The sequence below is a fragment of the Hoyosella sp. YIM 151337 genome (genome assembly GCF_026041215.1).
GTDB lineage: Bacteria > Actinomycetota > Actinomycetes > Mycobacteriales > Mycobacteriaceae > Hoyosella.
This window is the reverse complement of record NZ_JAPEIQ010000036.1, coordinates 1-12,347: the sequence shown is the minus strand read 5'-3', so window position 1 is coordinate 12,347 and position 12,347 is coordinate 1. Positions and strand designations below refer to the sequence as shown.

Below are 12,347 nucleotides of genomic sequence, written 5' to 3'. Positions count from 1 at the left end.
AGCATCGTGCTCGCCGCCACCCGCGACGACGCCCGCGCCCTCAACCAGCTCCTCCAGGCCGCCACCCACACCACCGCGACCACAGCTGCGGCGGACGCGAGTAACAGCGGCAGCGCTGCTGGTGGTGAGAGCCGGTCAGTGGGGTTGTGTGACGGCGCCACCGCGCATGTCGGGGACACGATCGTCACCCGCCACAACGACCCGACTTTGCGTGTGAAGGCGGGGTCCCGCCCCGGTGAGCGGGTCCGCAACGGGGACCTGTGGACCATCACCGCCATTGGTGAGGACGGCAGCATCGGGGCCCGCAGTCTTGCTAGCAGCGGCACTGTCACCCTGCCCGCCGGGTATGTCACCACGCATGTGGAGCTCGGGTATGCCTGCACCATTCACCGTGCGCAGGGCGTCACCGTGGACACCACCCACGCACTGATCACCGGGCACACCAGCCGCGCCGGGCTGTACGTTGCCGCGACCCGCGGGCGCAGCGAAAACCACCTCTACGTCCCCACCGACACGCTGGATATCGACACCGAACCCGTCCACCTCTCCCCCAGCCGTAGCGAGGGTGAGCCGATGACGGTGCTGGAGCGGCTGACAACCGTGCTCGAGCGGGATCAGGGACAGCGCTCGGCCACCGAAACCCTGCGCGGCGTGCTGCGGGAAGCCGAGAACCCGCAGCGCCTGCACGACGCATACACCACCGCCCGCGACGCGCTGACCCGCGACTATCTGGACTGGCTCATCGACCGGTCCCTGCCCGCCGCCATCACCGAAACCATGCGCGCACACGAGGACACGCACGCGGCGCTGTATGCCCGGCTCACCGCCCTCACCCACCACGGACACGACACCACACGCCTGCTCACTAGCGCGATCCACACCCGCGACCTCACCACCACAGCCGATGTGAACACGCTGCTGCTGCAGCACCTCCCCCACCCCGTCCCAAACACACCCGACGCACCTGCGGCAGCCAGGGCGGAGACAACCACCGCAGAGACACAGACCGCCCCAGCGTCCCGCGACCCTGCAGCAGCTGTCCCGGATCTGGGGGTGTTGCCGCCGCGGCATCCCGGCATGGACCACCAGCTCGCCGATTACGCCCGCACCGCCCACCACGCACTCACCCAGCGCGCAGCCACCCCCATCGCCCCCGGGCCAGTATCAGCGCGGGAGGATGCGGTGGTGGCGGCGGAGCTGCGCGGCAACCCGATGCGGCAGCTGTCCGACGCACAGTTGCGCCGCATCGCCAGCGGCCACGACCCCCAGCGGGGCACCGACGCCACCATCGTGATGGCCGGGCACAGCGCACTCACCCAGGCTGAACAGGCCCACACGCGGGCCCGTGACGACCTCGCCCGCCTCACCCAGGCCCACACTGCATGGCAGGACTACACCCGCGCCGCCCAGCACGCCGACAGCCTGGACAATCAGCGCCGCGACCTCACCCGCGAGATCACCAGGCTGGAAACCGAACGCGCCCGCCTCGGGCTACTCGCCCGCGCCCGCCGCCGCGAACTCGACACCACCCTCGCCAGGCTCACCGCCACCCGCGGGATTCTTGACAACCAGGCAAAGGTGGCGTGGCAGCACGCCCACCAGATGAAACCACCGGGACAGCCCGTCACCAGCGAACACCTCGCCCACGCCGAAAACCACGTCACCGCCACCGCCGCGCAGGCGGCCACCGCCCGCGCCAGCCACACCCGCCGCGCCCAGCAGCTCCACCGCGAACAACACCACCGCCAGGCCGCGGCACAGCAGGAGATCCACCGCCGCAACAAGCTCACCCCCGAACAACACGCCCAGGAACAACGCCTCCGCGCAGACCTCACCCGCCAGAAACACCCAGTACGGCCCACACCAGCGCTCGACCACGCACCCACCCGCAGCACCGGCCTCAGCCCCAGCGGCCACGGCATCGGAGACTAGCCCTTTTACGGGGCGATCAGCTCAGATGGTGTTGATGTCGATGCGGTGCATATGCTGCCGGACTCGTTCTGCGAACTGGGGTGCGTTTGCTGTTCTGAGTTGTTCGGGCAGTGAGAACCTGCCGCCCTTCTCGCGGTAGTAGCGCAGCTGGGTGCGCAGTGCGCTGAGTACCGTCTCGGGAGCACTATCATCGACGAGGACGAAGAAATCGTCTGGTGAATACACCTCGTAGGGCTGCTCGTCCATGCCGGTGAAATCCCGGACGTTGCCTGTCACGATGATGTCCGCGCGGCCGTGCACGGCAGCGCAGTGTACGTGCGCGTCATACACATCGGGATAGCCGGTGCTGCTGTCGATCTGGTAGCCCGTGATCAGGCCGGTCGCGAACACTGCCGCCAGACGGCGGCGCACCCCACCGACCTGTTCGTCATCAAGGAACGGGTTGTTCTTGCGCAGGTGATACAGCACTTCGGCCATGATGTCTTCGGTCCACACAACCTCAAACAAGCCACCCCCTCCCGGGGCCAGGTACAGCAGCGCCAGCCAGTCCCTGAGCGTGCGTGAATACAGCACATTCGAATCAGCAAGCACGCGTAACAGCCCCACGCTCATAGCCTCTCACCGTACAAGCGCGTAATTGAGCTGCTAGCCGGTGATGTCGTGCTCGTCCTCGAACGCGCGCAGCTCCTCGAACGCCTGCCGCTGCGCTGCGCGCTGCTGATCCATGAACCCGAGCACATCCCCGCACCGCAGCCGGGTGTGACTGCCCACCCGGTGCGCGGGAAGCTCACCGCGTTTGATCATCTTCATCAGCGTCGGACGGGACACTCCCAGCAGATGCGCCGCGGTTGTTGTTGTCAGCTCTTCCGGGATGCTCCGCACCGTGATCGCACCACCACGGCTGACCGTGCCAATCACTTCCAGCACCAGATCAGCAAGCCCGCCAGGGACAGTGACAGTGACCCCCTCCCCTGCCCGCGCGCTGAACACCACACCGTCAGCGCCGCGACTGCGCGCAGCCTCCTCAAGCGCCGACGCGAACTCCCGCGCCTGCGCTGTCGTGTCATCCGATACCGGCAACACACTCCTGCCGCCACGACTCAGCGCCGCACCCACCATCATCACCGACTTCCCATCACACCTCTATACACCCCACACTAAGCAGTTGCACTTATAACTGCAACACTGATGTGAGGTTTGCGGCGCAGATCATGGAATGACAGAGCATGCACGCGATGCTGACGCTTCGTATCCTGGTCGTTTTGAATTAATTCATTAATTCAAAACCCATTACCAGGGTGAACAGGCTGGCTCACCTGTGCTTTCCGAGCCACGCTGTGAGGGCTTCGATGGTGATGTCGTGGATTTTCATGTCCTTGTCGACTGCGGCCCGGCGTACCTCCTTGAGGAGTTCCGGCGTGATCCGAGTGCTGAACGGCACCAGGGTTGTCCGGGATGGCGTGGCCGTCGCGGTGGACTTGCCGGTTTCCTGTTCAGCGGGAGCGGGCTCCGGAGCAAGCGGGTGGGCCTTGCGGGGTGCCTTCTGCAACCCTCCGAAAGCACTGGCTGGCTCCTTGCGGGCGGGCATCACTTTCCTCCGTTCATGATTCGCGCGAGGTGTGCGTCGAAGATGCTGATCAGGTCTGCCGCGCGGCTGCCGTACGCGTGGATCGGCTCGCGGGCGCCCTGCGCTTCCGCGATGACGGTGCGAAGCGGAATGTGCGGACTCCAGAGCCGCTCCCCCAGTGCACTGCCGAGTTCCTCGGTGCGGAACTCCGCTTCGCGGGAACGCGGCGGCACACGGTTGAGGACGACGCCGCGCAGCTCGAGGGCCGGATTGAACAGCTCCTTGACGGTGTCCACGGTGTGCATGACGTTGGCGACACCCTGGGAGGCACTCACCGAGGGCTCCGTCACGATGAGCACGCTGTCCGAGGCGATGAGCGCGTTGCTGACCAGCTTGCCCACGCTGGGCTGGCAGTCGATCAGCACGAGCTCGAAGTTACCAAGGGCATCGGTGTCGAGGGCCTTGCGGAGACGGTGCTCCGAACCGAGGGCCTGATCGCCGTCCCGCTCGGCCAGTGAGAGGTCTGAGCCGATCAGCGAAATGTGGTCCCACTTAGAGGGCGCGATCGCATCGGCCGCTACGCCTTTCGCATCGGCGTGCAGGACATCGTTCGCGGTGAACTCCAGGTCGGCTGGGTCCACGCCGAGGCAGCTCGTTGCGTTGCCTTGCGGGTCGAGATCAATCACCAGGGTGGATATGCCAGCCGCGGATGCGGCCGAGGCCAGGCCGAGCGTGACGGTCGTCTTGCCCACCCCGCCCTTCTGGTTCGCTATCGCAATGCGTCGTGTCATGCATTCATTCTTTCTTGAAAGATTGCCGGTTCGATGCAGGCGCGCCGGGTCGTGAGCCTGCATCCTCTTCGTCTCGCTCGAATAGAGTAACGAATTGAATTAAATAAATAAAGAATTAATGAGGCTGTTTATGCAGGTAAGATAGCATTGCGCGCTTGTGGCCGTTGGGCGTGGCCTCAAAGTTGTCAGGGCGCTTTGAGACAATGCGCGGATGACTCGGCTCGAAGGACTCATCGATGATGCGGCGGGAGATTCCGTCCCGGTCGCATCGCTCCTGCGGCAAGTGAAAGTGGTTGCGGCACGCATGAACGCGGAGCTGCTGGGCGCGTGGGTGAAGATGGAGCTGGACGGCTATGGGCCTGACGATGAGTTGCCATCGTACCGAGGGCCGTTCCAGTCTCCAGTGTTTGGCAAGTTCGTGGGACCCTTCGGGTTGGAGGTAACTCAGGGAATACCCGAGTTCTCGGTCCCGGAACGGTTTCGCGGAATAGATGGACTATTCGGCGTGGAGTTGCGTCAGTCGGTGGAGCAGGTCGCGACGCTAGTTCCGGAAGGCGACAGCCTGAGGCTCGCATGGCCTTCGGAGGCAGTGGCAGTTCTCAATACTCTGCACCAGAAGGGCGAGTGGGTGCACTTCCCGGAAGGACTGGGCCTGTTCTCTGCCTGGAAGGTAGTTCCAAAGTTCTGCGTAACCGGCATTCTTGATGCGGTGCGGACCAAGGTCCTAGACCTCGCGCTCGAACTGGAACGGGTCGCACCCAAGGCGGGGGAGCCGGGGGGGAGGGGATGGTGTTCCTCCGGAACAGGTCAGGCAGATCATTCACAACACGATCTATGCGAACAACGTCGCAGTCGGGAGCCCGAACTCTGCACTGACCACTAATCATGGCGTGCAGCCCAGTGACCTGCCCGCGCTGATCAATGCACTCCGCGGGGAGGGCCTGCCTGAGCCAGACGTCGAGATGATCCGGGAGGAGCTCGAAGCGAGCAGCGGCGAGGCACCTGCGACGCGATTGCAGCGCGTGCGAGACAAGCTGCTCAGCAAGGGCGGCGACGTGATCGGCGGAGTCTCGGTCAGTGTGCTCACGGCCTTTGTGAAGGGCTACCTCGGGATTTAATGACTGAATTAAAGAAAACTTTATTTAATTCAGGGCGGAGCCGTACAGGGGAACGACTTGGGCACGCCAGGGGCGGGAGGGCACAGAGGAACCGGCAGACATGGAGCCGTTCGCGCTGAACTCTGAGAGGCGGATCGTGGGGCGGCCGGATACGCTCCGATTCTGGGAACGGGATCGATCACAACTCCCGTAGCGTATGGACTTCAAGGGGGCGCGGGGTATGAGTACTGCCGCATTGATGAGAGGCATGATTCTGGCATGCCTTGCCGCAGCAATGCTGTTGTATACCGCACTTTTGAGTGAGGGCCGAAATCTCTGGTGGATCGTGCCTCTCGCAGCCGTGCTGGCGACACCGTTTGCAGTTTGGGATTTCCGTCAGTATCGCAAATCAGGAGCAGAATCCGACGGGAACTGAGACCAACTTTCCTGGCGGGGGAGCGGTGACCGTGCGCCGCATCTTCCAGTCAAGGATCGCGACATACGGGGCCGTCATTCAGTCGTTTGAAAGTTAATTCAATTGGCTGACAAGGGGGATCGTTTTCCGGGCGTAGGCTCAACAAGCCTGGCACGCACACTAGCTCTAGTTTCTCGCTCCCCAGCTGAACTTCACGACGAAGTCAGCATGATTGGTCACCCCCTTTCCCCGTCGAGAGAATCGAAAAGACCATGAAGAAGCTCGGCAGAATCGGATCGGCTGTAGTGCTGTCACTGTTGTTGGGGGTCTCCGTCAACACCGGTATCGCCTCCGCCGGCTCGACCACATACGTGTACAGCGGCAACTATTCGTTTCGGGATAGTGATGTGACGACGACGATCCACTTCACACCCGGCCATCCGACTGAAAGGGTCCTGCTCTGGGCAGACAACGCCAGCGGATACCTGCTCTACAGCGTCACGATGTACCAAGGGAGCAAGGTGGTGTGGTCGGCGACCAATCAGACCAATCGCGTCTATTCAGTCGGAAGTAACGTCTCCCGGATCGTGATGAAGCGGAACTGTGATTGCGGTGGACGGAACGGTGTCCAGCCACGAGCACGGTGATGACTGCTCTCTAAACAACCAATCCACGCCCAAGTGACAGTGGCCGTGCCGAACGCACCGCCACTGTCATCGGTCACTGCATCCCGCCGCCGACCGCTGACTTAATGCCGCTATCGGTCAGAAACCGGCCCGTTAGACCCGGCTGCGTGGCCGGGCGCACCGCTTCCCCGCCTGGAGAGTGGGAGTTGGATCAGGTTGTGGTGCTTACCATCCCACGGTTGCTTCAAAGCGGCTGCGGCCACTCGCCGGGCAGATCACTCTGACGGGGTGCTCGCCCCGGTAGTCGATGCGGTTGTGCTGCACGAAAATCCACGGTGATGTGCGGGAGTCTCCGCCTGGAGCGGTGCCGTCATGGACCTGTCGCTGTCTCGTGTGGCAGACCGGGCAAACGGTGGTTCGGGCTTGATGAATGCTCATGAACGCCTCCTCGGCGCTTCGCAGTTGTTTTCTGCGCCCCGCCTGGAGGCTTGTTACCTAGCCTACCGGATAATCGAACGGGTGAGCGATAGGCAGGCCGCTTCGGCGTGTTGAAGCCCGTGCCCATCAGCTCGATCCTGACGCCCGTCGCGGGACGGAGCGATCGGCGTATCGACGCGAGCGTGCTGGCGCGCTGGTGGACGATCTGAGGGGCAATGCGGGGGAGTGGAGCGTCCTGCTCGCGCTGTCCACGGAGCGGTCACTTTGGGTAAAGATTCACGATTTGGTCCGGGCGCCTGGGCGCTGCGGCATCGGTGCGCCGGGAAGTGGTTCCGCGATGATGGTGCGGCCCTCAGTGTGCAGGCCCCAGGTGGAGAGGACCGCGCTGCCGAGGCCCCTAAGTGCGATCCTGACGCGCTATTCCATCCGACCGGCTTCCCTCACTATGTCCGATATTTCGCCCGAAGTTGCGGCGTGTTGGCCGTAATGTCCACGACGGCATGAAGTGTCGTATCGTCTGGCTCGACGACGCGAATGATAGCTAGCCGCATTTCCGCCGGCGCGCCTCATCAATTGCAACTAGTTGCATTGGAAGGATGACCGTCATGGCTGGACCAGGGAAGCGCGGCCCTCGTAGTAAGGGCCCACGGGAAGTCGTGTTCGTGAAGATGCATCCCGAGCTGAAGACTGCGCTGTACGAGGCAGCAGCCGAGCAGGGCATGACCGCGACCGACTATGTCGCGCAGCTCGTCGCGAAGGACACCGGCTTGGTTCGGTTCGTCAAGCAGCAGGAGGTGTTGCCGCTGCAGAAGTCTGCCTGACCTTGAGCACAATTTCATTGGGCGGCTGACGCAGAAAGCAGAAAACCCCGGCCCGGCAGCCAGGGTCTTCTTTCAAGTGTGTGATCAGCGAGCGGTAACTCCCTGATCAGGCCGCCCCTCACTGAGAGGAACGGAATTGCTTAGCGGCACTTCCGAGGGTAGCGGCTACCCGTTTAACGGCACAACTGAACACGAGGATTCGGCACAAGAATTTCTGTCTGCAGAATCCTGCAGACCTGTCCACGGAGCGCCACCCCGTAGGAGAAACGCCTCCCGCGCGGGTCTGTTCGTGCTGCCGCTGCGCAGGCCGCTGCCCGAGGGCACGTATCGCGGCCGCGACCGGGCGCAGTGCTGGTGGGGCCGCGAGAAGTGGCTGCTGCACTGCTCCGTGCTGTACTGCCTGCACTATCGGCGGCTCCGCGACGAGGAACGAACCGAACCCGTCTCGCGTGAGACGTTTCTGATGGTCATGGCGGGCATGTCGCATGGCGCGGACAACCAGACCGGCCGGGACTGCCGGGTGCCAGTCGGCAAGCTGCATCGCAACGGGGCCCGCTCCGGCCTGGTCAACCACGCCGGGGTCTGCCGGCGGCAAGTGCAGCGGGCCCGACACCTCGCCAGGGAACTCGGCGTGGTCACCGACATACAACAAGGCCGCCGCAGAACCCTCGCCGAGAGGCTCGAGTCGTGGAAGCGCGGCGACCGGGCCCGCGGCTGGTGCACCGTGTCCGTGCTGCACGAATCCCGCCGATTCAGCAGACTCCCTGTGGATAACCCAAACGGCTCTCACCTGCCAAATTACATGGATGTCACCCCTCTGATACGTAGTATCGGAAGAAGAGAAAATCCCCGTAAGGGGGTGGTTACTCAGGGCACTGCGTGCCGACAAAGGCAGCTCAATACGGGCCCGGGCCGCGCTCAGGCCGGTCCTGCCGCCCTCCGGCTGGCCCGGGGCTGTCTGAACCACCCCAAGATGCCTCCCTGGATTCGCCGTCACGGAAAATACGCCTGGGCCAGAGTGCTGCAGCCGTTCGCGGCCGCGCAGTGGGACGCCGACGACATCGCCGAAGCGCTGCGGGACTACGCCATCGGGCACTACGTTCTATCCAGCCCGCACAACGCGCTGGGATACCTCCGGTCAATCCTGAACCAGTTCGACCTGCAAGACCGCCCCGCCGCACTTATCCGCGCCGAAGCAGCAGCCCGCGACACCGAACGCAGAGCCAAACAAGAACAGCTGCGCACCGAATGGGCCACCCGCAACGCCAACGCAGCAACCGAAAACTCACCAGGCAGACAAGCCGCCCGGCAAGTCATAAAAGAAATCAAAAGACGGCCGAAACGATGGCGCTAACGAGGCGGCTTCATCATCGCGGCCCCCGGTAATCCTGAGCTGTCAGGTAGTGCAAGGTAGAGCCGACGTGCCCACGATCTACTGAGAACCCCATCTCCGGGAGCCTCGAAGCCTGGAGGAGTAGTCGGTCCGAAAATTTATCGCTCTTTGCCGCAGCGGAATATCGAATTCGAGAAGGGTATCCATGTAACGATCTTGAATCGGCCTCGGGGAGTCGCATGAGACCGCCCGTCGTCTTCGGTTATCTCGTACCCGTTAAGCCAAAGCTGATCATGCTAATCCTTCAGCAGAATCAGCATCTACCAGTGGAGGTAACCGAATGACAGCTGCCGCGCCCCGCGGGAGCAGGAGAAGATCTAGGGGATGGCCAGCCGCGCTACTCGCGCTCACGCTGATAGCCCCTGGAAGCGGTGTGGCCAATGGTCAGCCCACCACAAGTCCTGACGAAGCCACTGCCACAGCTACTTCGACACCATCTCCAACTGTTACAAACCTCCCAGAGGTCGATCGTTCTGCATCAGTGGAGGGTCAACGAGACTCCAGTACACAGACCGAAACGCCAGAGCCCACTGCTCCTGCACCCACAACCGCGCCTGCTGAGCTTCCGCGCCAGAACCAACAAGCCCCGCGCGAGCGGCAGTCACCGCCAGTCCGAGGGGACACGACCCAGATTCCGGCGGACGCACCCCCATCGTTCGAAGCCGGGATGGATCTGCCCTACCCATCACGCGATAACGATCGTGAACGCGGGCGCCCCTCGCACAGCTACCGTGAGCTGCCCGAACTTCCGCCCGGTCATACGCCTAGCTACGACCCCGAGGCTCTGCCTGAAGGGGTCACCGAGGAAGACGCCGAGACAGCCGAACGCATGACACTTGCTGCGACCCCGGGGTGCAGGGTGTTTTCTCCAATGCCTTACGAGGTGTGTGGGGCAATCCTGCAGCGGTACGAAGCCATGGGAGGGCCGAACAGCTGGCTGGGCCTGCCGAACTCGCCCGAGTACACCAACCCCGACGGTGTCGGAAAGCGCTCCCAGTTCATTAATGGATCGATCTACTGGCACCCCCACACGGGCGCCCACCCGGTGACGATCCTGTACATGACCAAGTGGAATCAGTTCGGATGGGAAATGGGCTGGCTCGGCTACCCCACCGGAGCGGAGATCTACCACAACAACGGTGGCAGCCGCCAAGAGTTCCAGGGTGCAGGGCTGTTCTGGTCCCAGCCCACAGGCGTCTATGCCGTCGGCGGCGCGATCCGCGCCAAATACAACAGCGCTGGCGGTGCTGAAGGACCACTCGGTTACCCCACCACCGATGAACTAACGGTCAACAAATACGACGGCCGTTACAACAACTTCACCAACGGAACCATCACCTGGTCCGGAGTCACAGGCGCACGACTGATGTACGCAGCCATGCGCGATCGATGGGCCGAGCACGGTCGCGAAGACGGGCAGATGGGCTACCCCCTTTCAGACGTCCAAATCGCCCCCGACGGGACAGGACGCTACCTCCACTTCGAAGACGGTTCCTCCATCTACTGGCATTCCGCAACCGGAGCCTGGCGAGTACCTTCACAGATCATCGCCGTTTGGAGTTCTCTCGACTGGGAGAAGGGTCCTCTGGGCTACCCAATGGAAGCCTCGTTAGATGCAGACGGGTTTCTTCGCCAGATCTTCGCGTTGGGCGAGATCGCAGTACAAGGCAATGAGGGTTACTACCGGCATTACCCGTTTTCGGGAGCGGCCGCTACGCAGTCTCTACCGAACCAACTGACCCCTGCCGACGAAAGTAATGCTGATGATTCTCCTGGGGTCGATGTAATGAATCAGTCGGGAGACCGCAACGAAATCATTCATACGCTGAGGGATTCAGCTGGTCGCGTAGGTCCTCTCCGGCGGGGTTACTGGAATGGAGTCAGTGGATTTGGAGTTGAGAAGATCTACCAGAGGCATGAGATTGACAATATGAATCTCGTAGCTACGACCATGCTCCAGCCTGGAGGAGGGGAACCATCATCCGGACAATCTCGATTCTACCGCCAGCCTGTAGGAAGGACGAGGTGTGATGATAGTGGCACATGTACGACATACAGAAGAGATGTCATCCGGGTTGTCGTGGACTATCGCGATGACGATTATATCCAAGGTGATAACAAGACAAAAGGAGTAATCACAGCCTATTGTGAGAGTAAACCAGAACAAGTGGCGTGCGATTCTTGGGTGAATTCGACCATAAGATATCCACGGCAAGGCCCATGGCCGTACTCATGAGAAGCGCATGATGCACAAGTGGGACCCGAAGTGGCCTGGCGCAGTGCACAAAGCATTGCGCCAGGCACTTGTCGACGGCATCGAGCGAACAGGTCAGCCATTTAAAATCATTGCTTCTGGTTTAGACCGTTTCCATGTGATAGTGATCTTCCTTCATCTTGAAGGCCCAACGTATTACGGCTTACGCTGGGATACTCGAGTAAGCCCGACCGGGATGCAGTGTGACGAACCGGATGAAATAGCAGGCGAGATTGCATGGCTCTGCATCTTTGAACCTCAAGGCGCCACTAAGGAAAGTATAGAGAGGGTGAAGTCCAGTAACGATATTCTGTGGCTTGGAACGATTCCCCGACCGGAGGTGATCACCAATATTAACCAGGTGCCCTCAGAATGGTTTTGGAAGCAACAGTAAGAAGTTGATCCAAATACTAAACGTTAGAATCCTGAGTCATTAATTCGCCGCACTATGCTGCAACGTTCGAAGGTTGATCTAGTCGGCGATTTGGTGCCGAATCCGAAGCGCGCGCCAGGCGGCGTTCTATTCGATAATGCCAATCTCGATGCACACCGAGGCTCCTCATCAAAAAGTCGAACATGTACACCCCAGTAAGGGCGTTCTGACAGAGGGCGTTCGGGAATGGGCCGTCTGCCGAACACGAAAACACTGCCGCACCCGACACGGCGTTTCCCCAGGAAGCGGTGTTCGGAAACCCGTTCATTTTCGAGTAGTGCTGGGTTGTGGAACACGTTTGCTGAACGGCGTGGAGGGGTTGTGGGGTGGCGCTGGTTGGTCTGGTGCGGGTGAGCACGTGTGACTTCGTCTGCTGAATGGCGGGGTTCTTCGGTCGCTTCGTGGCGGGGTCAGGTGACACCGATGACCAGGGTGCTCTGTGCGGCTTCGATGACGTCGTTGGTGATGGTGTCGAGTTCGTTGATCTTCAGGACCCGCTGGATCTGGGGGAAGAGGCGTGAATCGCCCCGCGTCTGGTGGAGGGTCTGATTCCCCGAGAGGATGGGTGTCATGCCAGCAC

General features: G+C 62.0%; 12 protein-coding genes and 1 pseudogene. 8 read left to right on the top strand and 5 right to left on the bottom strand.

Annotation, left to right across the window (positions count from 1 at the left end):
* Positions 1-1,932 (top strand): annotated as a pseudogene (locus ONR57_RS18145) (relaxase); the annotation flags it as partial.
* A 21-nt stretch (positions 1,933-1,953) separates the two neighbouring features.
* Here the strand turns inward: ONR57_RS18145 and ONR57_RS18140 are convergent.
* The 4 genes from ONR57_RS18140 to ONR57_RS18125 all read right to left on the bottom strand — a co-directional run bounded on the left by ONR57_RS18140 (position 1,954) and on the right by ONR57_RS18125 (position 4,290).
* Positions 1,954-2,544, bottom strand: a complete 591-nt coding sequence (locus ONR57_RS18140; RefSeq protein ID WP_265124938.1) for a PIN domain-containing protein — start codon at positions 2,542-2,544, stop codon at positions 1,954-1,956.
* 33 nt (positions 2,545-2,577) lie between these two features.
* A complete protein-coding gene (locus ONR57_RS18135; protein ID WP_374116484.1) occupies positions 2,578-3,015 on the bottom strand; it encodes a helix-turn-helix domain-containing protein in 438 nt (145 codons plus the stop codon).
* 229 nt (positions 3,016-3,244) lie between these two features.
* Entirely contained in the window at positions 3,245-3,520 is a 276-nt protein-coding gene (locus tag ONR57_RS18130; protein WP_265124936.1) for a hypothetical protein, read from the bottom strand.
* Positions 3,520-4,290 (bottom strand): ParA family protein, encoded by a 771-nt coding sequence (locus tag ONR57_RS18125; RefSeq protein WP_265124935.1) that lies wholly within the window; start codon positions 4,288-4,290, stop codon positions 3,520-3,522. Before ONR57_RS18125 ends, ONR57_RS18130 begins: the two co-directional genes overlap by 1 nt.
* Before the next feature lie 211 nt (positions 4,291-4,501).
* Between ONR57_RS18125 and ONR57_RS18120 the strand changes: the two genes are divergently transcribed.
* The 3 genes from ONR57_RS18120 to ONR57_RS18110 all read left to right on the top strand — a co-directional run bounded on the left by ONR57_RS18120 (position 4,502) and on the right by ONR57_RS18110 (position 6,449).
* Entirely contained in the window at positions 4,502-5,173 is a 672-nt protein-coding gene (locus ONR57_RS18120; RefSeq protein WP_265124934.1) for a hypothetical protein, read from the top strand.
* A gap of 7 nt (positions 5,174-5,180) precedes the next feature.
* Positions 5,181-5,408, top strand: a complete 228-nt coding sequence (locus tag ONR57_RS18115; protein ID WP_265124933.1) for a hypothetical protein — start codon at positions 5,181-5,183, stop codon at positions 5,406-5,408.
* Positions 5,409-6,074: 666 nt separating this feature from the next.
* Complete coding sequence (locus ONR57_RS18110) at positions 6,075-6,449, top strand: hypothetical protein (RefSeq protein WP_265124932.1); 375 nt, start codon at positions 6,075-6,077, stop codon at positions 6,447-6,449.
* 204 nt (positions 6,450-6,653) lie between these two features.
* Here the strand turns inward: ONR57_RS18110 and ONR57_RS18105 are convergent, their stop codons facing one another.
* Complete coding sequence (locus tag ONR57_RS18105) at positions 6,654-6,866, bottom strand: hypothetical protein (RefSeq protein ID WP_265124931.1); 213 nt, start codon at positions 6,864-6,866, stop codon at positions 6,654-6,656.
* A gap of 605 nt (positions 6,867-7,471) precedes the next feature.
* On the opposite strand from ONR57_RS18105, the gene ONR57_RS18100 reads away from it, so the two are divergent.
* The 4 genes from ONR57_RS18100 to ONR57_RS18085 all read left to right on the top strand — a co-directional run bounded on the left by ONR57_RS18100 (position 7,472) and on the right by ONR57_RS18085 (position 11,728).
* Entirely contained in the window at positions 7,472-7,687 is a 216-nt protein-coding gene (locus ONR57_RS18100; RefSeq protein ID WP_265124930.1) for a hypothetical protein, read from the top strand.
* A gap of 289 nt (positions 7,688-7,976) precedes the next feature.
* Complete coding sequence (locus ONR57_RS18095; protein ID WP_265124929.1) at positions 7,977-9,041, top strand: Replication protein Rep; 1,065 nt, start codon at positions 7,977-7,979, stop codon at positions 9,039-9,041.
* 706 nt (positions 9,042-9,747) lie between these two features.
* Positions 9,748-11,316, top strand: a complete 1,569-nt coding sequence (locus ONR57_RS18090; protein WP_265124928.1) for an LGFP repeat-containing protein — start codon at positions 9,748-9,750, stop codon at positions 11,314-11,316.
* 7 nt (positions 11,317-11,323) lie between these two features.
* Complete coding sequence (locus ONR57_RS18085) at positions 11,324-11,728, top strand: hypothetical protein (RefSeq protein WP_064442639.1); 405 nt, start codon at positions 11,324-11,326, stop codon at positions 11,726-11,728.
* The last annotated feature ends 619 nt before the right edge of the window (positions 11,729-12,347 follow it).